The organism is Paenibacillus sp. FSL K6-2393 (assembly GCF_038002545.1).
Classification (GTDB): Bacteria; Bacillota; Bacilli; order Paenibacillales; family Paenibacillaceae; genus Paenibacillus.
Genome location: NZ_JBBOCU010000001.1, coordinates 5039526 through 5061782, shown reverse-complemented (window position 1 = coordinate 5061782; position 22257 = coordinate 5039526). Strand labels below are relative to the sequence as shown.

The 22257-nt window shown below is 46.4% G+C and carries 15 protein-coding genes and 1 tRNA gene; 15 read left to right on the top strand and 1 reads right to left on the bottom strand.

Annotation, left to right across the window (positions count from 1 at the left end):
• Window positions 1–154 precede the first annotated feature (154 nt).
• The gene (gene ilvC, locus MHI14_RS22270) at window positions 155–1147 is read left to right on the top strand and encodes a ketol-acid reductoisomerase (protein WP_062833429.1); all 993 of its coding nucleotides are present in this window, start codon (window positions 155–157) and stop codon (window positions 1145–1147) included.
• A 139-nt stretch (window positions 1148–1286) separates the two neighbouring features.
• Window positions 1287–2828 carry a 2-isopropylmalate synthase gene (locus MHI14_RS22265; protein ID WP_017689653.1) on the top strand — a complete coding sequence of 514 codons (1542 nt, stop codon included), beginning with the start codon at window positions 1287–1289 and terminating at the stop codon, window positions 2826–2828.
• 380 nt (window positions 2829–3208) lie between these two features.
• On the opposite strand, the gene MHI14_RS22260 is transcribed toward MHI14_RS22265, so the two are convergent.
• Window positions 3209–4189 carry an aldo/keto reductase gene (locus MHI14_RS22260; protein ID WP_341131211.1) on the bottom strand — a complete coding sequence of 327 codons (981 nt, stop codon included), beginning with the start codon at window positions 4187–4189 and terminating at the stop codon, window positions 3209–3211.
• Window positions 4190–4422: 233 nt separating this feature from the next.
• On the opposite strand from MHI14_RS22260, the gene leuB reads away from it, so the two are divergent.
• From leuB to pheT, 13 genes are all read left to right on the top strand, one after another.
• On the top strand, window positions 4423–5508 hold the full coding sequence (gene leuB, locus MHI14_RS22255) for a 3-isopropylmalate dehydrogenase (protein WP_133384120.1): 1086 nt from the start codon (window positions 4423–4425) through the stop codon (window positions 5506–5508).
• Between the two features lie 278 nt (window positions 5509–5786).
• Entirely contained in the window at window positions 5787–6326 is a 540-nt protein-coding gene (locus tag MHI14_RS22250) for a peroxiredoxin (RefSeq protein WP_091032840.1), read from the top strand.
• A gap of 356 nt (window positions 6327–6682) precedes the next feature.
• Window positions 6683–7099 (top strand): hypothetical protein, encoded by a 417-nt coding sequence (locus MHI14_RS22245; RefSeq protein ID WP_017689649.1) that lies wholly within the window; start codon window positions 6683–6685, stop codon window positions 7097–7099.
• Window positions 7100–7547: 448 nt separating this feature from the next.
• Window positions 7548–8654 (top strand): PAS domain-containing sensor histidine kinase, encoded by a 1107-nt coding sequence (locus MHI14_RS22240; protein WP_091032835.1) that lies wholly within the window; start codon window positions 7548–7550, stop codon window positions 8652–8654.
• 121 nt (window positions 8655–8775) lie between these two features.
• On the top strand, window positions 8776–9741 hold the full coding sequence (locus MHI14_RS22235) for an AAA family ATPase (RefSeq protein ID WP_341131210.1): 966 nt from the start codon (window positions 8776–8778) through the stop codon (window positions 9739–9741).
• 4 nt (window positions 9742–9745) lie between these two features.
• Complete coding sequence (locus MHI14_RS22230; protein ID WP_341131209.1) at window positions 9746–10861, top strand: DUF58 domain-containing protein; 1116 nt, start codon at window positions 9746–9748, stop codon at window positions 10859–10861.
• Window positions 10858–12171, top strand: coding sequence for a DUF4129 domain-containing protein (locus MHI14_RS22225; RefSeq protein ID WP_341131208.1), 1314 nt, complete (start codon window positions 10858–10860; stop codon window positions 12169–12171). Before MHI14_RS22230 ends, MHI14_RS22225 begins: the two co-directional genes overlap by 4 nt.
• Before the next feature lie 83 nt (window positions 12172–12254).
• Window positions 12255–13211, top strand: coding sequence for an aldolase catalytic domain-containing protein (locus MHI14_RS22220; protein ID WP_047842252.1), 957 nt, complete (start codon window positions 12255–12257; stop codon window positions 13209–13211).
• Between the two features lie 289 nt (window positions 13212–13500).
• A complete protein-coding gene (locus MHI14_RS22215) occupies window positions 13501–15627 on the top strand; it encodes a bifunctional diguanylate cyclase/phosphodiesterase (protein ID WP_091032783.1) in 2127 nt (708 codons plus the stop codon).
• A 161-nt stretch (window positions 15628–15788) separates the two neighbouring features.
• A tRNA-Gly gene (locus tag MHI14_RS22210) sits at window positions 15789–15859 on the top strand.
• Window positions 15860–16378: 519 nt separating this feature from the next.
• A complete protein-coding gene (gene abc-f / locus MHI14_RS22205) occupies window positions 16379–18271 on the top strand; it encodes a ribosomal protection-like ABC-F family protein (RefSeq protein ID WP_341131207.1) in 1893 nt (630 codons plus the stop codon).
• Window positions 18272–18684: 413 nt separating this feature from the next.
• Window positions 18685–19719 (top strand): phenylalanine--tRNA ligase subunit alpha, encoded by a 1035-nt coding sequence (gene pheS, locus MHI14_RS22200; RefSeq protein WP_124113690.1) that lies wholly within the window; start codon window positions 18685–18687, stop codon window positions 19717–19719.
• Window positions 19720–19802: 83 nt separating this feature from the next.
• Window positions 19803–22256, top strand: coding sequence for a phenylalanine--tRNA ligase subunit beta (gene pheT / locus MHI14_RS22195; protein WP_341131206.1), 2454 nt, complete (start codon window positions 19803–19805; stop codon window positions 22254–22256).
• Window position 22257: the final 1 nt, after the last annotated feature.

Here is a 22257-nt window from a genome sequence, read left to right as displayed (position 1 = left end):
TTGAAAATATAGCTACATTCCCGCATTAATGGACGGGTGTCTGAACGGATCGGATCAGACCAGAGATGCTTTTGACACTCCAAGCGAGTCGGTCCCTTGAGACACCCGCTCATTAATGAAGGGTTCTTTACAATACAAAGGAGGACTTATAAACATGCCAGTAACTACTTATTATGAACAGGATGCAGAGCTTAACGTATTGAAAGGAAAAACGATCGCGGTAATCGGTTATGGTAGCCAGGGCCACGCCCAAGCTCAAAACCTTCGTGATAGCGGATTGAACGTAGTCATCGGACTTCGTGAAGGTAAATCCTTCGACACTGCAAAAAATGACGGATTTGAAGTTCTGTCCCCGGCTGAAGCAACAAGCCGCGCAGATGTAGTTCAAATCTTGCTGCCAGACGAAACTCAAGCTTCTGTATACAAAAACGAAATCGAACCAAACCTGAAAGAAGGCGCTGCCTTGCTCTTCTCACACGGTTTCAACGTTCATTTCGGTCAAATCGTTGCTCCAAAAAACAGCGATGTATTGCTGGTAGCTCCTAAGTCCCCTGGTCACATGGTACGTCGTACTTATGTGGAAGGTTTTGGTGTACCGGGCCTGATCGCGATTGAGCAAGATGCAACGGGTAAAGCTAAAGAAATCGGTTTGGCTTATGCTAAAGGTATCGGTTGTACACGCGCAGGGGTTATCGAAACTTCCTTCCGTGAAGAAACAGAAACAGATTTGTTCGGTGAGCAAGCTGTCCTGTGTGGTGGCGTGAGTGCATTGGTAAAAGCTGGATTCGAAACATTGACAGAAGCAGGTTACGCTCCTGAAATGGCATATTTCGAATGTCTGCACGAACTGAAGCTGATCGTTGACATGATGTATGAAGGTGGACTTGCAAGCATGCGTGATTCCATCAGTAACACAGCTGAGTACGGTGACTACGTAACTGGACCTCGCGTTGTAACTGAAGATACGAAGAAAGCAATGAAAGAAGTGCTGACGGATATCCAACAAGGTAAATTCGCACGCGACTTCATCCTGGAAAACCAATCCGGACGTGCATTCTTGACAGCAACTCGTCGTAACGAAGCAGAACACCCAATCGAAGTGGTTGGCGGACAATTGCGTGAGATGATGCACTGGATCAAGAAGTAAGCATTAACTTCTAGAACATGCACTTTAAGATATTCAAGTAAACTTAGAGCTTTAACTGGGAATAGCGGCCGTGCTTATGCGTGAGCCGCTATTGCTGGTTCAGAGAAACATATAATAACAAGTACAGGAGGTGCGAAGCGTGCGTAAAATCTATGTATTTGACACAACGCTGCGTGATGGAGAGCAATCCCCGGGAGTCAATCTGAACACTCGTGAAAAGGTGGAAATTGCCCATCAGCTCGAGCGGCTTGGCATTGACCGGATGGAAGCGGGTTTCCCGGCGGCATCTCCAGGTGACCTGGCAGCTGTCAATGCAGTAGCAAATGCGGTCAAAAATGTGACTGTAATTGGCTTGTCCCGTTCCAGAGAGCAAGACATTGATGCGGTTAAAGAAGCGCTTAAAGGTGCACAGGACCCGTGTATTCACGTTTTCCTGGCAACTTCACCTATTCACCGCCAACATAAATTGCGCATGGACAAAGCGCAGGTACTGGATACAGCTCGTTCCGCGATTCGTTATGCAAAGAAAACATTCTCGAAGATTGAATTCTCACTTGAGGATGCAGGTCGTACCGAGTATGATTTCCTCGTGGAAATGGTGAATATGGCTGTTGAAGAAGGTGCAGCGGTCGTGAATATTCCGGATACGGTTGGTTACCTGAGCCCATATGAATACGGAAACATTTTCAAACATCTCAAGGAGAATGTACACGGTATTGAAAAGGTACAGCTGAGTGCCCACTGTCATAATGACTTGGGTATGGCGACGGCCAATACACTTGCTGCCATTCTCAACGGAGCCGATCAGATCGAAGGTACGATCAATGGCATTGGTGAACGTGCCGGAAACACGGCGATCGAGGAAATTGCTATGGCACTGGAGACACGTCAGGAATTTTTCCAGGCGAAAACATCGCTGCAGTTGTCTGAGATTGCACGGACCAGTCGTTTGGTTAGCCGTTTGACAGGTATGGTTGTGCCTGGAAACAAAGCCATTGTTGGCGCAAATGCTTTCGCACATGAATCCGGCATTCACCAGGACGGCATGCTGAAGGAAAAAACAACGTACGAAATTATGACTCCAGAGTCCATCGGTCTGAAAGAAAGCAAGCTTGTACTGGGTAAACATTCTGGTCGTCATGCCTTCCGTGAACGGTTGATTGATCTGGGATATGAGCTGGAAGAAGAAGCATTGAATCGTGCTTTTGCTCAGTTCAAAGATCTGGCTGATAAGAAAAAAGAAGTTACTGACGAAGATCTGCTCGCTGTAATTGAAGAGAAATTGCAGGATGCACCTGAGGTGTATAAACTGGAATCGATCTTCGTAACGTACGGAGATGAATCGGTACCAACAGCCAAAGTTCGCATTGCAACGCTTGACGGGGATACGCTTGAGAAGCAAGCAGAGGGTAATGGATCGGTAGATGCAATCTACAATGCGATTGACCAAGTGAGTGGGGAAGACGTAACGTTGTCTGACTACTCCATCAAATCGGTAACGCATGGCAAGGATGCATTGGGTGAAGTACATGTTGTGCTGACTCAAAATCAGGTTTCGGTACAAGGACGTGGCGTAAGCACAGATATATTGGGTGCAAGTGCACGTGCCTATGTAGACGGTCTGAATCAATTGATTGAGAAGCGTAAAACATACACGAACCGTGTAAACGTTAACCTGTAGACTCTGGTGCAGCAAGCACGAACCCCATTGAACTGAACTTTAAGCTGGGACACATGTACGCTGCCAGGAAGATCTATCTTGATTTGAATTGATATCGTAATTCGTTCGGCTTGTTTTGTTACGTTCAGTGAGGGACGTAAAGAGTCTGACTCTCCTGTGGAGGGTCAGACTCTTTTGCTTGTATTTAAGCATTTTGCATAAAGCCTCTAAGCGTCTTCCAATCAGCAAGATATAGATCGAAATGATTCTGTTCGTCTATATCTTGTACCCGTGAGCGGTATAATTCGAATTATGCAAAATGCTGATTTATATAATTATGGCAGTGAAACACAGAACCTTTTCTTCGCTTACCTATTGCATTGGCTTACGCTATCAAGCTATTACCACGCGTATGCATTAGGGGCATGTCCACCTGGACCCGGGAAAATCTCATCCAGACGTTTGAGCACCGCTTCATCCAAAGTCACGTCCAGACATTTGAGTGCGGTCTCAAACTGCTCCAGCGTACGCGGTCCGATAATCGGGGCGGTCACTGCCGGATTGGCTGCAACCCATGCCAAAGCCACCGTATCCTGTGGTTCACCGAGATCACGACACAGTGCGACAAAGTCTTCAAGCTGAGTTTGCTGCTGCTCGATCCGTCCAGCGATGCCCCCGCTGCGTGTTCCTTCCAGCTTCTGCAGAGCGTTACGTCCCAATAAACCACCATCCAGTGGACTCCATGGAATAACGCCGAGGCCCAGCTCTTTGGCAGCGGGCAGTACTTCCAACTCGGGCAAACGACAGTTGAGGCTATATTTATGTTGTTCGGAAACCAGGCCGAGGAAATGACGATTCTTGGCTTCGCTTTGAGCGATTGCAATCTGCCATGCAGCAAAGTTACTCGATCCTACATAACCGATTTTACCCTGATGAACGGCATTTTCAAATGCGCCCCACAGCTCATTCCACGATATGGCAGGGTCTACATGATGCATCTGGTATAGTTCGATATGATCGGTCTGTAAGCGGCGGAGGGAACCCTCGAGATGCCGTCTGATTTTGTAGGCGGAGAGGCCAGCTTCGTTGTTGGGACCATCTGTATCATCATGCATGGAGCCATAGACTTTGGTGGCCAGAACCACTTTCTCACGTCTGCCACCACCCTGGTTGAACCAGCGTCCGATAATTTCTTCGGTAAGACCGGAATTCTCACCCCAGCCGTAGATGTTAGCGGTATCAAAAAAGTTCACGCCTGCATCAAGTGCTGCGTCCATAATGCGGAAAGCTTCTTTTTCATCTGTAGCAGGCCCGAAATTCATGGTACCGAGACAGATTCGGCTGACCTTGAGTCCTGATTTACCCAAATACGAATATTGCATGTTGCTTATCCCTCCTGCGTACCTAATTTGAATTCAGCTATATTTTAACCCAGCCGGGAGGTCAGAACAACTTGGAAAGGCTAATCTCTATTAGCTTATAGGTAAAATCTATTAAAGTCATAGATTGTATATCTTGGTCAAATGACCTTGGAATATGATACAAAAGAGAGAGTTAATATGAGACGTTACTTTATGAATAATTAATGAATGAAATATAAGGAGTGGACAACCCAATGGCAGATGTGAAAAAAATTGCAGTTATTGCTGGTGACGGAATCGGCCCTGAAGTCGTAGCTGAGGCTGAGAAAGTTCTTAAACGTACGGAGGAAGTATTCGGTTATCGTTTTGAGACAGAGCATGCATTGTTTGGCGGAATCGCAATTGATGAGAAGGGTACACCTCTTCCTGAAGAAACACTGACTGTATGTAAAAGTGCAGACGCAGTCCTGCTTGGAGCAGTTGGCGGTCCAAAATGGGATAACAACAGCAAGGAGCTTCGTCCGGAAACAGGCCTGCTGGGTATTCGCAAAGCACTTGGATTGTTCTCCAACCTGCGTCCAGCTGTCGTATTTGATTGCCTGAAGGATGCTTCAACTCTGAAGCCTGAAGTCCTGGAAGGTACAGATCTGATGGTGGTACGTGAGTTGACAGGTGGTATTTACTTTGGTGAGAAGTTCAGACGTGAAAGTGCACAGGGCGAAGAGGCAGTAGATACATGTGCGTATAATGTAACAGAAGTGGAGCGGATCGTTCGTCAGGCATTCGAAATTGCGCAAGGACGTCGCAAAAAGCTGGCTTCTGTAGACAAAGCCAACGTATTGGAAACTTCCCGTCTCTGGCGTGAAGTCGTGAACCGGGTAGCACCAGATTATCCGGATGTTGAACTGGAGCATGTACTGGTAGACAACTGCGCGATGCAATTGCTGCGTCGTCCGTCCAGCTTCGATGTCATCGTAACGGAAAACATGTTCGGAGATATCTTGAGTGATGAAGCAGCGATGCTGACTGGCTCCATCGGTATGCTCGCATCTGCATCACTGGGAGAAGGCAGCTTCGGACTCTATGAGCCGGTACACGGTTCTGCACCAGATATCGCAGGTCAAGGCCTCGCTAATCCGATTGCAACCATTCTTTCTTTGGCGTTGATGTTCCGCACAACCTTTGGTTATGCAGAGGGTGCAGATGCCATTGAAGCAGCTGTGTCGGATGTATTGAACGCAGGACATCGCACAAGTGATATTGCTGTAGACAAGAGCACAGCGATCAGCACGACCGAGATGGGCGATTTGATCGTAGCGGCTATACAGAAACAGGCGTAATTATATTACCAACAACATGGCAGCCCTTTGTTTCCAGTTATGGAATGTACAGAGGGCTGTTCCTTTATCATTTTTGCCACGAAAAATCCTTATTTATAATGATTATAAAAAAATAATGTTTATAATCTTGACTTTGGGAAGTCCGGATGATAACATTTTACTTGTACTTGTTATCAAGTATCAAATCATTTTAATTACAGGAAAAGCGTACGCGTTTTTCTTGATGATGAGCAATCCGCAAGGATGCTTACATAATCCCAAAGGAGGAATTTTTAGTTATGGCAGAACGTTTGGTAGGTAGACCAGCACCGGATTTCGCAATGGAAACAGTATCGGGAGACGGACAAGACTTTGGTTCCGTTAAACTGTCCGATTATCGTGGCAAATGGCTTGTATTCTTCTTTTATCCTTTGGACTTCACATTTGTGTGCCCAACTGAAATTACAGCTTTGAGCGTTGCTTCCGAGCAATTCAAAGCTTTGGATACAGAAATCCTTGGCGTGAGCGTAGACTCCGTACACAGCCACAAAGCATGGATCAACACACCAGTAGACAGCAATGGTTTGGGTCAATTGAACTTCCCGCTGGCTTCTGACATCACGAAGCAAGTGGCTAAAGATTACGGCGTTCTGATCGAAGAAGAAGGCGTAGCATTGCGCGGCTTGTTCATCATCGATCCAGAAGGCGAATTGAAATATCAAGTGGTTAACCACAACGATGTAGGCCGTAGTGTTGAAGAAACACTTCGCGTACTGCAAGCACTGCAATCCGGAGGATTGTGTGCAATGAACTGGAAACCAGGCGACAATAACCTGTAAGCCAGATTAACTTGAACGTTTTTTGTTCAAGCCCTCATCCCGTTAGGGATTGAGGGCTTTTTGCACCCTTTTGCCGGAAGTTATCACGAAGTTAATCAAAAGTGTTTGAACAAGCAGCTAAGCGTGTTAATAATATATTAGAAGAAAGTCTTCTTTTTATCTGTTGAAAGAGGAATTGATGGCCTTTAAGGCGAATAGGGTATGGAAACCCGGTAAATATTCCGGTGCTCTGCATTTATAATCTGTACATGAATGTGATACACTGATGGAACTATTCCTTTTCGGAAGTGCTGGAAGTGTACGGGATGGCATTTTAACAAAAAAGTCCCGGCACGTAATAAGGAGGGTGAACAAAAATGAGTTACTGTTGTGGGGCAAGTATGGTTGGAACGAAGGGCACGCTGAAGCATTACCGCACCCAGGTTCATAATGTTCCCCTGCTGTTTTGCCCGGTGTGTCACCGGGTTGAGGTGCATTATAAAGTGGAAAATGAATATGAAATTCTGGCTGAATATGCGCATGGAGACGGTGCATCTGAGATCGACTTTCAAGATTATGTTACAGAAGATGAGGATGCGATTTTTGAAAACTGTGTAAACCGTGAGAGCGAGGATGCCATGGTTATTGTGCAGCGCCAGATTGATATGGCTCTGGATTTGCTCAGGCTCGCGAAGGAAACCAAAGACGAGAAGTGGGAAAGCGAACTTAAACGTCGATTAGCTGTGATGAGTCAGCGCAGACTGAAAATTCAGCATAATAAGACCGGACTATAGATGAACTCGGATATATCACAAATTAAAGATATTAAAAACGAAGCTGATTTGCCTATTGGGTGAAACGGCTTCGTTTTTTTGCTGTATTCTGGAACTAGTTCGAGGTTTTTTTTAAAATAATTTCCATTCGACACTTTCTCCGATTGACTCTCTTCTATAAACTTGTCTATGATAAAAACAGACTTGCAAAAGAGGCGGAGCAAAAAAATGTTCGTGTTTGGGAATAGGAGAAGGTCAGAATGGGACAAACGTATATGATTTTCCGGATCGACTGTTGGTTACCGGGAATAGACCAGCTTGAGTTCCGGCCATGCCATCCATATTTTCGGCTCAGCCCCCCAACGAAAGGGCACCGGTAATGAAAAATAAAATCGGCCCTTCCTGTTTCTGTGATGATATGATGTCCGAATGGCAAGTTTATCATTTACGTGAAAAGGAGGAACCTGACATGATTAGTGAATTTCAGGATACAGTGCCTCAACCAACGGATGGTTTCCCGCCTGTGCATCTGGATAACAACAAGTACGAGAATGTACTGGAACATCTGGATAGCGGTATAATGTTGTTTGACAGTCACGGTGTATTGACGTTTATTAACGTTCAGATGGCAAAGTTGTTGGAACTTCCAAGAAGTCTGTTGAGCGGCTGCACCCTGATGCAAATGCTGCATCATCCGCAGATGAGCCGATTCAAGAAAAAGAAAATTTTACGTATCTATCGGGAAACTATTTTTCACCGTAAGCGCTATCATGAGTTGATTGATGAATACGGAAGGCATTGGCTGGTTACTGTGACGTACGGTGATCAGATGGATGGCGACTTCTTGTTCAGCGTCAAAGATGTATCTGATTATAAACAAATTGAACAGACCGCTTATCAAAATGACAAACTTGCGATGCTGGGGCGAATTTCAGCATCTATTGCTCATGAAATTCGTAATCCGTTGACTGCAATCCGTGGGTTCATCCAATTGCTCAGGCCCCATTTGCTGCAGCTCGGCAAAGACGAGTACGCTCGAATCATACTGACGGAGATTGATCGGGCGAATGACATCATCTACGAATTTTTGAATTCTTCCAAACCGTCAGCTCCACAGAAGACCGTGATGTCCGTCGACTCTTTGCTCAAAGAGGTGGTCTTGCTGACCGAAAGCGAAGGTTTGATGAAGGGATGCGAGATCATACTGGATGAAGGGGATGCCCCGCTGAATGTGTCCATTGATGTCAAACAGATTAAGCAGGTTATTTTGAATATGGTGAAAAATGCAATGGATGCCATTGAGGAAGTTGGCGAAGAACATACGGGTTTAATTCGAATATCTACCGCTACGGAAAACAAGTTCGTGCAGATCTCCATCGCGGATAACGGTCATGGAATGGACCATAATACGCTTGTACGTCTGTTTGATCCATTCTTCACGACCAAGGAGAGCGGAACGGGGCTTGGACTTTCGGTGAGTTACCGAATCATCAAGAACCATGGAGGCACCATCTCTGTGGATAGCAAAAAGGGCGAAGGCACGCAGTTTATGATTATGTTACCCTTGGTATATTGAGAAAAGTGGGGAGTCAAGGAGTTGGCCATTTGCCAACTCCTTTGTTTTATGTTGCCAATTAGGGTTATAGTTAGTAATGAATGCGAATACATAAGCTCCATAACGGAAGGATGAGATGTAGATGGAAATCCAAGGAATGGAACAAATGAATCAACAACTGATGGATCACGTGGGAAAAGTGATTGTGGGAAAAGAGCATACCATAGAGCTGGTGATGACAGCCATCATAGCGTCAGGACATGTGCTGTTGGAGGATGTACCGGGTACCGGGAAAACGATGCTTGCCAAATCGGTAGCCTCTTCATTGGACTGCACATTCCAACGGATACAGTTTACACCGGACTTGCTGCCCTCTGACTTAACAGGGATTCATTTTTTTAATCAAAAAGAAGGGGATTTTGAATTCCGACCCGGCCCCTTGTTTGCCAATCTTGTACTTGCTGATGAGATTAACCGGGCTACACCGCGTACACAATCAAGCTTGCTGGAGTGCATGGAAGAGCGCCAGATCAGTATCGACGGTTCAACGAGACAGCTGGAACGGCCATTTATCGTTATCGCTACCCAGAACCCTGTAGATAACCAGGGAACTTTTCCGCTACCTGAAGCGCAGATGGATCGTTTTATGATGAAAATTCGCATGGGTTATCCAAGCAGTGAAGAGAGTGTAGAAATTTTGAGACGTACGGTAGACAGTCGTTCAGTTGATGATCTCTCGGCAGTGATCAGTCGTGAAGAACTTTTGAAGGCGCAGGATACGTATAAAACAGTGCAAATCAACGAAGATTTGCTGCGATATATCATTCAGTTAACCGAAGCGACAAGGCAACATCCCGAGCTCTCGCTTGGCGTAAGTCCACGAGGGGCTCAGGCATTACTCAAGGCAAGTCAGGCTTGGGCTGCACTGCATGGCAGAGATTTTGTTTTACCTGATGATATTAAAGTGCTGGCGGAACCTGTGCTGGCCCACCGACTTGTATTCCGTAACCGGATCAGACAACAAGAGGGCTTGGCTGAGCGTATCATCCAGGAACTTCTGAATCAGACAGAAGTGCCTACGGAGAATCTCGCTACAAGCGGGCGTTAATCTTATGGCATTATTATGGCTTGTCCTTGTTGGAGGCATTGTCGTAGTTATACATGGTGTGTGGTTTGGACGACCTGCACTGCGAAAACTCAAGTACAGCAGACAATTCAGCAAGCTGCGTTGTTACGCTGGAGATGAACTTGAGATGGTGGAGACGATATCGAATGAGAAACGAGTCTCTGTTCCGTGGCTCAGACTTGAATCGATGATGCCAGTGTCGTTTGTATTTCGTTCCGGCTCAGGTATGGATATTAGCCAAGGCGAAATCTATCAGAACCATAAGAGTATTTTTACGTTAAAACCGTTTACTCGTATTACGCGTAAGCATCCTTTTACATGTACTCAGCGTGGAATTTATCCATTAAATACAGCAACGATGACAGGTGGGGATCTCTTTGGCGTGTGGCGTTCCACCAAACCGATTCCTTTGCAAATGTCTATGATTGTGTATCCTTCATTAGTGAATGCAGAGGATCTTCCTGCAATTTATCAGGTATGGCAGGGAGAAGTGGAAGTATCACGATGGATCGTTGAAGATCCGTTCTTGATCCTGGGTGTTCGGCCTTATGGTGCAGGAGACCCCATGAATCGTATCCACTGGAAAGCGAGTGCACGTACAGGTGAATTACAGGTCTACAAACAGGGATGGACAGCTGATCCGCAGTCCTGGATTGTAGTCAACATTCAAGAATCTGCAGATATGTGGAGTGTAGTCACTCGACCGGAAAAGATTGAACGGGCACTCCGTTATGCTGCCACGGCTGCAGTGGATGCCATTGTTAGAGGGTTGCCGGCAGGCTTCGCCCATAATGGTTATCATGTGGGTGGAGGCCGCGATACACTTCGGATTGAGCCGGATTATGGCACGCCTCATCTGGAACGGTTACTGGAAGCTATGGCTGAGACAGAGTTGAAATGCATGGTGCCCATGGAGCAATTCCTGAATGATGAAGTACGTCTGAATGAAGAAGCACAGCAAATCCGCAGCTATCTGCTGATTACATCCTATGTATCTGCCGCTATGGAGCACGAGATTGTACGTCTGCACGAACAAGGACATCGTGTAACGATTCTCCCGGTAGAGGACGTGAAGGGTAATACAAAGGCGGTGAGTGCATGAGGAACAGACCGGTAGCGACGACCAAAGGACTCATAGCAATGCTTGCCGTCTTGATGGCTGGCATCTACCTTTTTCCGATATTTACGCTTGCTTCATTCTACGCAATGGAACATTTGCCGTTCACATTATTCATCCTGGTCATTCTTGTAGGTTGGTTAGGACAGTTCATTCAACATAAAATTCCAGGTTTTAGCGAGAAGAGTACATTCATTCGTGGAGTAACGGCACTCGTCATAGGATTTCTCTTTGCACTCGTTGTTGGGATGAGCCTCATTCTCCCGTTGCCGGATATCATCACATTGGTACTGTGTGGAGTCATCTCGGCTTATGCAGGTCTGACCTTCCAGCCAGTCTTTCATTCTGTGTTGTTATGGCGCTTGCAGATTATGGGTGTAATCAGTGCAATCGTGCTTATGATTGCTTCGAACTCGTTGGAATTCATGCAGCCGATACGAACCTATACCCTATGGATTTATATTGCGGGAGTGATCAGCTTTGCCTTTTGGCTGGTTGGACGATATATGCTGCAACTGGATCAGGCAATACTCAACGATGGCAAGAGAAGATTGGTATTAAGAGATTTTGCACGTGCGAATCATCAGCGGTTCATGTGGATGTTTATTGTTATCGTCGCGATTGGTGCTTTCCCAAGTCTGGCTGCCTGGCTGGGACCGCTACGTGATCGCTTGCTCGCATGGATCAGGGGATGGTTTGGTCCGATTTCCGGCGAGGAGCCACGATTACCAATGGACAACCCCAATCAGCAGTTAAATATACCGAATGACTGGAGAGAGCCGCCATCCGAGCCCTCAGTCTTCTGGAACATCCTCGGATGGGTAGTGATGTGTGCTGTAGCAGGAGCAATTCTGTGGCTGCTTCTGAGGTTGGGACAAAAAACGATAAACAGACTTATGGACCGATTCAAGGGGATGTTACAACCCGGTGAAAAGAAGGCAGAACCACGGACGGAGTATATCGATGTCAGTGAGACGCTTGATGCGCCAGCGAAAGTCCGAAAGAATTGGTTTCGGAAGAAAGAAGCGCCCCCTGCACAGGATGTCGAACGTGTTCGGTATTACTATCGGACTTGGATTGAAAAAGCAGCTCATCGAGGCGTGGTAATACAGGGGACGCATACTCCGCTGGAGGCTGCACAGACCATTATTCAGAATGGTGTGAAGGTAGAAGAAGATGAGCTGTCTGCGAGACTGCCAGATACGTATAATGCCGTTCGTTATGGAGAGAAAGCTCCCGATCGTTCCGATATGGTTGAGATTGACCGAATCTGGAGATCTTATCGAAGTAAATAAGTCCGGAATCCCTTTACTTTTCTTGTCACGTTCAAGTATCATGAGAGGAATACACAAGTTGGTCAGAAAAGGAGCAGACATTAATGAAGACAAATCATTGCAAAATTGTAGATTGTACGATCCGTGATGGCGGATTGGTGAATAATTGGGACTTTAGCGTGGACTTTGTTCAACAGCTGTATGCTGGATTGAATGAAGCTGGCGTTGATTATATGGAAATTGGATATAAGAACTCTCCGAAGTTGCTTAAAGGTGCCGAGGAAGCAGGACCATGGCGTTTCCTGAACGATGATTTCCTGCGTAAAGTTATTCCTCAAAAAGGAAATACCAAACTGTCTGCTCTGGTTGACGTAGGTCGTGTGGACGAAAATGATATCTTGCCTCGCAGTGAGAGCATGCTGGATCTGATCCGGGTTGCCTGCTACAGCAAAGATGTGGACAAGGCACTTGCTCTGGTTCAAACATTCCATGATCGTGGATATGAAACTACACTTAATATTATGGCACTCTCCAATGTTATGGAGAATGAGTTGCTGGAAGCATTTGAATTGATCAAAGAAAGTGCTGTGGATGTTGTTTACATTGTAGACTCCTACGGTAGCTTGGACCATAATGATGTGAAATACCTGGTAGAGAAGTTCAAGACTCACTTGCCTAACAAGCGTCTTGGTGTTCACACACATAATAATATGCAGCTTGCGTTTTCTAACACATTGGTTGCGGCAGAACTTGGCGTCGAACTGCTTGATGCTTCTGTGTATGGCATGGGACGTGCGGCAGGAAACTGTCCAACCGAATTGCTCGTAGCTCATCTGAAAGGAACGAAATACAATCTGCGTCCAGTACTTGGTGTATTGGAACAGCTGATGGTTCCACTGAGAGAAAAAGAAGAATGGGGTTACATTCTGCCTTACATGATTACAGGTGCGTTGGACGAGCATCCACGTTCAGCGATGGCGATTCGCTCATCGGAAGACAAGGATAAGGTTGTTGATTTCTATGATAAATTAACAACACCAGAAGTGAATTTTGATAAGTAATATAGTCTGAAATACAGTTGTAAAATAGGAAAACATGGACTCTAAATGGAGATCCATGTTTTTTTAGTTCTTAATGCCTTGTTTTTCTCTATATTTATGAATAAATATTCCTAGGAGTAACTATTTTTTAGTTCACGTATACAAAATTAAATGTTATTATGTACCAGATAGCATGTGTATGCATGTGAATTGAACGTTGGTTAATATTTTTTTTGTCGAATCGTGTAGTAAGTTGTTAGGTTTGGTTAATGTAATTCAGGATAGGTGATCCCGGGAAGGAAAACACGGCATGAAGGTTAATCTGCAAGATCAGAGAAAAATAAGTTGGGTCGCTGTGTGCGGCTTATTGTGTTTCCTCGCAAGTCAATGGTTTCGTTCTTCTTCAAGCTCTGATCTGATCATATCGGGTTACCCGGTTTTGACACTCTTGGGTGGATTCGCTGCGGCAGCGGCTTGTATCGGCATCTACAATCAAAGCTGGTTGTTTCGGACACAGAAGCTAACTCTTCGGAGGACATTATTGACAACACTCTTTTTATTGATTGGTCTGTTTGAACTGGTTCATATTGTTTCATTTGCAGAAGAGATTCCAAATGGAGCCATGATGGAATCGGAGTTCTCCTTAATGATGTCAACCATGGGATCTTTGGTATGTTCCGTAGGTTTACTGCTCGTGTATACCTTAAATGAGAAAGAAATTGCATTACCACGCAAATTCTTACTGTTCAGTGGGACATTGGGTACCTTTGTTATTTTGTACATACTGGCTATCCAGGAATGGAGCATGTTACCAAGTATGCTTGATGGGGAAGTGCTTGGTGGTATCTTCACCCGAGTTCATTTTATGGTCGGATTGCTCTATGGCATTATTGCAGTTCTTTTGTTTGTGCAGTGGAAAAAAACCAAAGATGGTGATCTACCAACCATTCTATGTGGCATTCTGTGTTTCTTTTTTGGTGAATGTTATTTTGTTTCAGCAACTGGGGTGAACGATCTCAATCTGTTATTAGGATTGCTGAGTAATTGCATGGCGTATTTTTTCATTCAAAAAGGCCTATATACGTCCGTTGTGGACACACCTTTCCTGCAACAGCAGGTCGCGGAAGCCAAGATGAACTATATTGCTCATCATGATGATGTAACGGGACTTCCCAACCGTCGTCGCCTTTCCCAGCGGTTGAAAAAGATGATGGATGATGCCGTGGTGCAGGAACAGCTTGTTGGTGTATTGGTCCTGAATATTAATCGGTTCAAAACCATTAATGATTCGCTCGGACAGCAAGCAGCTAATCGGGTTTTGCGTCAGGTAGGTCAACGACTGAAACATCTGTCACTTCCAGGAGAAGAAGTCTTTGGATTGGGAAGAGATGAGTTTGCATTAACGATGACAGATTTCAGTTCAACCGATACAGCGTTGCGTCGGACAAGATCCATTTTGCAACTTTTTGAGAAGCCCGTCTTGGTTGATGGCAATGAGTATCATCTTACACTTGGAATCGGGATGGCCATTTTCCCACATGATGGGGAGTCACCACTGGAGATTATTCAGAATGCAGATACGGCTTTGCACAGTGCCAAGGAACAAGGAATGGAACTGAATCGTTTTGCCCATGCGATGCAGATGAAGGCACAGGAGCGCTTGCAGCTTGAGAATGATCTGCGCAAGGCGTTGGATCGAGGTCAGTTTTACTTGGTCTACCAGCCGCAGGTTAATCTGCAAAGTGGGCTAATCGTTGGCATGGAAGCCTTGGTGCGTTGGCAGCATCCGCAGCGAGGCTCGGTATCTCCGGCGGAATTTATTCCTCTGGCTGAAGAGAGTGGGCTCATTGTGCCACTTGGCGAATGGGTGCTTCGTGAAGCGTGTGCACAGAACAAACAGTGGCAGGAAGCCGGTTATCGTAAACTGTGTGTTTCGGTGAATCTATCGATGAGACAATTCAGGCACTCCCATTTGTTGGACAATATCAATGGCATTCTCAAAGAGACGGGACTAGAGCCTGTATGGCTTGAACTGGAGATTACAGAGAGCATGACATTTGATAAAGACCGGTCATTCGAACAGTTGCGCAAAATCAAAGAAATTGGTGTGCATATCAGTATTGATGATTTTGGAACGGGATACAGCTCGTTGCACTATCTGAAGGATCTGCCGATTGATCGGCTCAAGATTGACCGTTCATTTGTGAATGAAGTCATGGAAGACAGCAATAACGCTGCGATTGTATCTACCATCACTTCAATGGCGCATCATTTACAACTGAAAGTGACAGCTGAGGGCGTGGAGAACGAAGATCAGATGGTCTTTCTTCGCAATCAACACTGTCACGAGGCACAGGGTTATTTCTTCAGTAAACCGATTAAAGCCGCTGAATTTGAAAAGCAGTTTTTGAGAGATGTGGATAAGCCTACAGGCTAGGGAACAGCGGGGGCGCGAGGGTGCTCCTGCTCTTTTTGATGGATGCGTAATGAAAAAAAATGGGAAATATGACTTGCATGCTATAGAGGATCATGGTATATTATTATTTGTAAAATCACTGTTAAATTCCTAAGGAACTTAACAATAAAATCTTCAATCATGCGGGTGTAGTTCAATGGTAGAACTTTAGCCTTCCAAGCTAATAGCGTGGGTTCGATTCCCATCACCCGCTTAACGAAGCAGTACCGGAGTCCTTGCGATGCAAGGACTTTTTTTATTGCGCTAAAGGAAATCCCGTGGTAACAGCGAGCAGAAGGTTGTTCTGTTTTCGTAGTGGCCAGTAAGTAAGTATTCTTTAGTTTAATTTATATACCCTTTGCTTTTTTACAATGATCTGGTACAATAACGGAGAAATTGATACTACACATGAATGAGAGGTAACCATACGTCCCATGAAGTAAAACACATGAATTGAACCCCAGTTAACTGCAGACGTTTTTATGACGCAGTCAGCCAGAGCGGCTGAGCAATGAGGGGATTCGTGTGTCCAAATTCAGCTATGGGAAAAGGTATGGAACAAGTAAGCCTTGAAGGTTTACGTGTACCCTGTGTTTGGGGTTTCTTTGTTCATGCCGTAGCTTACCTTAGATCTGTCTTTGAATGCTTGACCCAACCCTGAATTGCCAAACCGCCGGCTGATGCCAGCGGTTTTTTTTGTTCAGCAAAAAGGATGCAGGAAGGATGAGGCCTCATGATGACATTGGTACGCTTACATGAAGTATCAAAAGAGTGGAACGGTATTGAATTGTTTACGGGATTAAATTTGGAGATTAATGAGGGCGAGAGACTCGCCATTCTAGGTCGCAACGGATGCGGCAAGACAACGTTGTTACGCATCATTTTGGGTGAAGAGCACGGTGGTGGACGGATTGAACGTCATATTCCACAGCAGGAATGGGGGTTCATGCGCCAGCGCTCGGAGATTGAGACGGGGATGAATGTACTGGATGCGGTCCGGCGAGAGAGCGGTCAGATCTATGAAGTGAAACGGAACTTGGAAGAACTGGAACAACGTTTGAGCATGAGCACTGAAGCGGATGAAGAGCTGCTTGCAGCCTATACACAAGTGATGGAGCAATATGAACAGTTGAACGGTTATATGTGGGAGACTGAGGTAGAGAAAGTACTGACTCGCCTTGGATTATCCGCAGAGCATTGGAATAGACCCTATCATTCCTTGAGCGGTGGACAAAAAACAAAGGCTCGTTTGGCGGGGCTGCTTGTCAGCAAACCCAAATTCCTGATCCTGGATGAACCGACGAATCATCTGGATGAGGGAAGCATGCGCTGGCTTGAAGAGTGGTTATCCTCATATGAAGGTACGCTGTTATTTGTATCACACGATCGTACGTTTATTGATCAGGTAGCAACAGGCGTCATTGAGTTCAGTCCAGATGCCCTGACCAAATACAAGGGCGGATACTCCGACTACAAGATCCACAAAGAGCGTGAATTACGCGAACAGGAAACGATCTACCGCAGGCAGGAATTGGAACGTAAGGCGCTGGAAGAAACGATTCGAAATTATCAGGAATGGTTCCATAAAGCGCATAATTCGGCAACCGATGTGGAGGTGAAGATCACCCAGAGCTTCTACAAGGCCAAAGCCAACAAAAATATTTCACGATACCATGCGAAACAAAAACAGCTGGAGCGTTTGGAGCGGGAACGGGTGGATAAACCTCGTGAAGCTGCAAAATTGAACATGGAATTACATATGAATCCACTGGCTGCACGCCAGCTGCTTGCGCTGGAAGAGGTGAGTTTTTCATATACGGGAGACAAACTATTGCTGCGGGATCTTCGGATTACTTTGGAACGTGGAGATCGGCTTGCTGTACGAGGTCCTAATGGAACGGGCAAGACAACACTGCTGAAGTTGATGATTGGTGAGCTGGAACCTTCACAAGGCAAGGTCACACGGCATCCACAGCTGAAAATCGGTTACTTTTCACAGGAGCTGGAAGGGCTCCCGGAGAATCAGACGCTGCTGGACAGCTTGCTTACTCTTCCATCCATGACACAAAGTGCGGCACGTACCATTCTGGGATGTTTCCTATTTTCCAGAGATGATGTGTTCAAGCACATTGGGGATTTGAGCATGGGGGAAAAGTGCAGAGTGGCATTTCTGAGACTGTATTTTGGCGGAGCAAATCTGCTGGTGCTGGACGAACCGACAAACTACCTAGACATCGATACCCAGGAAGTCATGGAGAATGTATTAAAACAGGCTTCAGGTGCTTTGGTGCTTGTATCCCATGACCGGATGCTGACGAAGTCACTCGCGAATCGGTTATGCGATCTGGAGACTGGTGGCACAGCAACTCTGTTTGAAGGAGGTGTGTCGGATTGGGAGCAGTCCACCAAACTTCGGGAGGTGGCGCTGGAGACCCGGGAATCCGATGATGAGCGGTTACGATTGGAGATGCGCCTATCGGAGTTGCTGTCTCCTGTAAGCACTGCTGGAAAAGACAGTCTGACACAGCCCGAGCATTCGAATGAGCGAGCAGTCGAGGCAGCTGAGATTCGCGAAATCCAGCAGCGCCTGAAACAATTGAAAGATAAGGGTGCAAGCATAAATTAGAACATGGACGGCTTGCTATTTCGATCTATTTTGCATATAATTATGAACGATCATCGATGATTACATCGATATGGGTTTAACTAACAAGTAAACGTGATGATGGAGATAAGTAAGCAGTGCCTCTGGACAGGGAGGAAGCGCCGTAGATTGAGAGCGTTTCTGTAGAACAAGGCTGCCGAAATTCACTCCGAAGCGGTTCCCTGAACCTGTTTGTGTGCAGACACAGAGGCAACAGTAGGGGCAAACGGTTAACGGTCGTTATTCCGTACAAAGTGAGACAGAACCAGTTGCAGGCCAGAAGGCCACGCAGCAATGGATGTCTAACAAGGGTGGTACCACGGTCTTTTCGTCCCTTCAGGGGAGAGAAGGCCTTTTTTTGTTGCAAAAACACCACAAAAAGGGGGCAATTACACATGAAAGAACGTTTAGAGGCATTGAAGATCGAAGCGCTGGAGCAGTTGTCTGGTGTGAATGATCCGCAGACGCTCGGTGATCTGCGTGTAAAGTATTTGGGGAAAAAGGGTGCATTGACTGAGATTTTGCGCGGAATGGGTGCACTTAGTGCAGAGGAACGTCCGGTTATTGGTCAAGTAGCCAACGATGTTCGAGCTGCCATTGAGGAAGTTATCGACAGCAAGCAGGATCAGTTCCAGAAGGAAGAGACGGCGAAGCGTCTGCAATCCGAGAAAATTGATGTAACTCTGCCAGGACGTCGTGGACGTCAAGGCGGACTGCATCCACTGACCAAAGTGGTACAGGAGATCGAAGATATTTTCATCGGTATGGGATACCGCATTGCGGAAGGTCCTGAAGTCGAAATGGATTATTACAACTTTGAAGCATTGAATCTGCCGAAGAATCACCCGGCGCGCGATATGCAGGATTCCTTCTATGTTACAGAAGACTTGTTGATGCGTACCCATACGTCTCCGGTTCAAGTACGTACCATGCAGAGCATGAAGGGCGAAGTGCCTGTCAAAGTCATCTGCCCAGGTAAAGTATACCGCCGTGATGATGACGATGCGACGCACTCTTTCCAATTCAACCAGGTTGAAGGATTGGTCATCAGCGAAAACATTCGTATGAGCGATCTGAAAGGAACCCTGCTGCAATTCGTGCGCGAAATGTTCGGTTCCCACACAGAAATTCGTCTGCGTCCAAGCTTCTTCCCTTTCACAGAGCCAAGTGCGGAAGTGGATGTAACTTGTGTACAATGTGGCGGCAGCGGCTGTCGCGTATGTAAGCAAACAGGCTGGCTTGAAATTTTGGGCGGCGGTATGGTTCACCCGAAAGTACTGGAAATGGGTGGATACGATCCGGAGAAATACAGTGGTTTTGCATTTGGTATGGGCGTAGAACGTATTGCCATGCTGAAGTATGGTGTCGATGATATCCGTCACTTCTACAACAGTGATCTGACCTTCCTGAAGCAATTCGGACGGCTGTAACTTTACAATTAATAGATTAACGTATATAGAGCAAGCGTTATGAACCGGGAATACCAATTTATAGATGAAGGAAGTGAACGTCCATGAGAGTATCGACAGATTGGCTGTCTGATTATATTTCCCTTGAAGGTGTGACGCCACAGGAATTGGCGGAGAAAATCACCCGTGCGGGTGTCGAAATTGATGTAGTGGAGAACCGCAACAAGGGCGTGAATAAAGTTGTTGTAGGTTATGTGAAGAGCAAGGAGAAACATCCCGATGCAGACAAACTGAATGTATGTGTCATCGATGCCGGCCAAGAAGAAGATCTGCAGATCGTGTGTGGTGCGAAAAATGTGGATGCTGGCCAAAAAGTAGTCGTAGCCCTGGTTGGAGCGAAGCTCCCTGGTGGATTGGATATCAAAAAAGCCAAACTGCGCGGTGTTGTCTCCCTTGGCATGATCTGTTCCGCCAAAGAGCTGGGCATGAACGACAAATTGCTGCCGAAAGATCAGCAGGAAGGTATTCTCGTTCTGCCAGAACAAACGGAGGTTGGCACGCCAATCAGCCAGGTTCTTGGTCTCGACGATCATGTGCTTGAACTGGACCTGACACCAAACCGTTCCGACTGTCTCAGCATGCGTGGTGCAGCTTATGAAGTGGGTGCCATCCTGGGTCGTGAAGTGAAGCTGCCGAGTCCCAAAGACCAACTGGTTGAAGTTGGTAATGCAGCTGCAAATCATATCTCTGTAGAGATTAAGGCACAGGAGCAATGCAGTCACTATGCAGCTCGTTATGTAACTGGCATTAAGCTGGGTGCTTCCCCGCTGTGGATGCAAAACCGTCTCATGGCTGCAGGTGTTCGCCCAATCAATAACATCGTTGATATCACGAACTATGTCATGCTTGAATACGGTCAACCGCTACATGCATTTGATGCGGATAAGCTGGAAAAGGGCCATATTGAAGTGCGGATGGCCAACGAAGGCGAAACGATTGTTACACTGGATGGACAGGAGCGTAAGCTGGAGCCGCACATGTTGCTCATTACGGACGGCGTGAAACCTGTAGCCATCGCTGGGGTTATGGGTGGCGAGAATTCCGAGGTATCGGAAGGCACGGTGAATCTGCTCTTGGAGTCCGCCAAATTCGACGGCGGAACCGTTCGGAAAACGTCGCGCCAACTGGGGCTGCGTTCCGAAGCAAGCATGCGTTTTGAGAAGGAAGTAGACCCGGGTGCGGTGATTACGGCATTGGATCGTGCGGCTGAACTGATTCAGCGTTATGCTGAAGGTGAAGTGCACCAAGGAATCGTGGAAGCTGGAGCTGAAGCTGCGGAGAAACGTGTAATTCAATTGTCGCTGGATAGACTGAATCGTTATCTGGGAACCGATCTGTCTTTGCTTGAGGTAAAAACCATCTTCGCTCGTTTGCACTTTGCATGTGGTGATGCTGATCAAGGATTGCTGGATGTGGAAGTACCAACACGCAGAGGGGATATTACGCTCGACGTAGACTTGTTTGAAGAGATTGCACGTCTGTACGGATACGACAACATTCCAACCACATGGATTGAAGGACCAACGACTCCAGGGGCATATACACGCTCTCAAGCGATGCGTCGCACCATTCGTGGATTGCTCTCAGGCAGTGGCTGGCAGGAAATGATCAGTTACTCCTTTGTACACCCGGATAAAGCGACATTGTTCCCGGCATTGACACAAGGCAGTAAAGCCGTGAAACTCGCGATGCCTATGAGTGAGGACCGCAGTGTGCTTCGTACGAGTATTTTGCCGCAAATGCTGGATGCAGCGGTGTATAACATGAACCGTAAACAGGATTCACTGGCTGTATTTGAAGTGGGCAATGTGTTCTTCACCGAAGAAGATCAGCTGACCAAGCAACCGCATGAGATTCCGGTACTGGGCTTGCTGCTCACCGGGAATCGTGCAAGCCAGCAGTGGAATGTTGGAGCAGAGAAAGTAGACTTCTTCGATCTGAAAGGTGCACCTGAGCATCTGTTTGCCTATGTGGGGCTTGAACAACGCATTCGATTGGTAGCAAACAGCCCTGAAGGATTCCATCCGGGACGTTCCGCATCGGTTTATCTGGAAGGCAAGGATGGCGGGGAAGGCACATTGATCGGTACATTGGGTCAATTGCATCCGGAACTGCAACAGCAGTATGATCTAAATGATGTGTACATCGCAGAGATTGCACTTGAATCAATCTACAACGAAGCAGACGCTGACATTCGTTATCGTGAACTTCCGCGTTTCCCAGCCATGGAACGTGATATCGCGGTTGTTGTGAATGAGGATATTGAAGCTGGAGATATGCTGCGCGCCATTCGTGAATCGGCGGGTGAATTGTTACAAAACGTACAGGTATTCGATGTGTTTACTGGCAGTAAACTGGGTGAAAACAAGAAAAGCGTGGCGATGGCACTGGTATACCGGAATCGTGAACGTACACTGACCGATGAGGAAGTTACTGAAGTTCATGCTCGTGTAGTGGCTCGTCTGGAAGAGCAATTCGGAGCGGAATTGCGCAAATAGG

What these genes read in the sequence shown, in the direction of transcription:
- MHI14_RS22220 (WP_047842252.1), top strand. Translation starts at nt 12,255, where the DNA reads ATGAAGACAAATCATTGCAAAATTGTAGATTGTACGATCCGTGATGGC.
- MHI14_RS22215 (WP_091032783.1), top strand. Translation starts at nt 13,501, where the DNA reads ATGAAGGTTAATCTGCAAGATCAGAGAAAAATAAGTTGGGTCGCTGTG.
- MHI14_RS22225 (WP_341131208.1), top strand. Translation starts at nt 10,858, where the DNA reads ATGAGGAACAGACCGGTAGCGACGACCAAAGGACTCATAGCAATGCTT.
- leuB (WP_133384120.1), top strand. Translation starts at nt 4,423, where the DNA reads ATGGCAGATGTGAAAAAAATTGCAGTTATTGCTGGTGACGGAATCGGC.
- ilvC (WP_062833429.1), top strand. Translation starts at nt 155, where the DNA reads ATGCCAGTAACTACTTATTATGAACAGGATGCAGAGCTTAACGTATTG.
- MHI14_RS22250 (WP_091032840.1), top strand. Translation starts at nt 5,787, where the DNA reads ATGGCAGAACGTTTGGTAGGTAGACCAGCACCGGATTTCGCAATGGAA.
- MHI14_RS22235 (WP_341131210.1), top strand. Translation starts at nt 8,776, where the DNA reads ATGGAAATCCAAGGAATGGAACAAATGAATCAACAACTGATGGATCAC.
- MHI14_RS22240 (WP_091032835.1), top strand. Translation starts at nt 7,548, where the DNA reads ATGATTAGTGAATTTCAGGATACAGTGCCTCAACCAACGGATGGTTTC.
- pheS (WP_124113690.1), top strand. Translation starts at nt 18,685, where the DNA reads ATGAAAGAACGTTTAGAGGCATTGAAGATCGAAGCGCTGGAGCAGTTG.
- abc-f (WP_341131207.1), top strand. Translation starts at nt 16,379, where the DNA reads ATGATGACATTGGTACGCTTACATGAAGTATCAAAAGAGTGGAACGGT.
- pheT (WP_341131206.1), top strand. Translation starts at nt 19,803, where the DNA reads ATGAGAGTATCGACAGATTGGCTGTCTGATTATATTTCCCTTGAAGGT.
- MHI14_RS22245 (WP_017689649.1), top strand. Translation starts at nt 6,683, where the DNA reads ATGAGTTACTGTTGTGGGGCAAGTATGGTTGGAACGAAGGGCACGCTG.
- MHI14_RS22230 (WP_341131209.1), top strand. Translation starts at nt 9,746, where the DNA reads ATGGCATTATTATGGCTTGTCCTTGTTGGAGGCATTGTCGTAGTTATA.
- MHI14_RS22260 (WP_341131211.1), bottom strand. Translation starts at nt 4,189, where the DNA reads ATGCAATATTCGTATTTGGGTAAATCAGGACTCAAGGTCAGCCGAATC.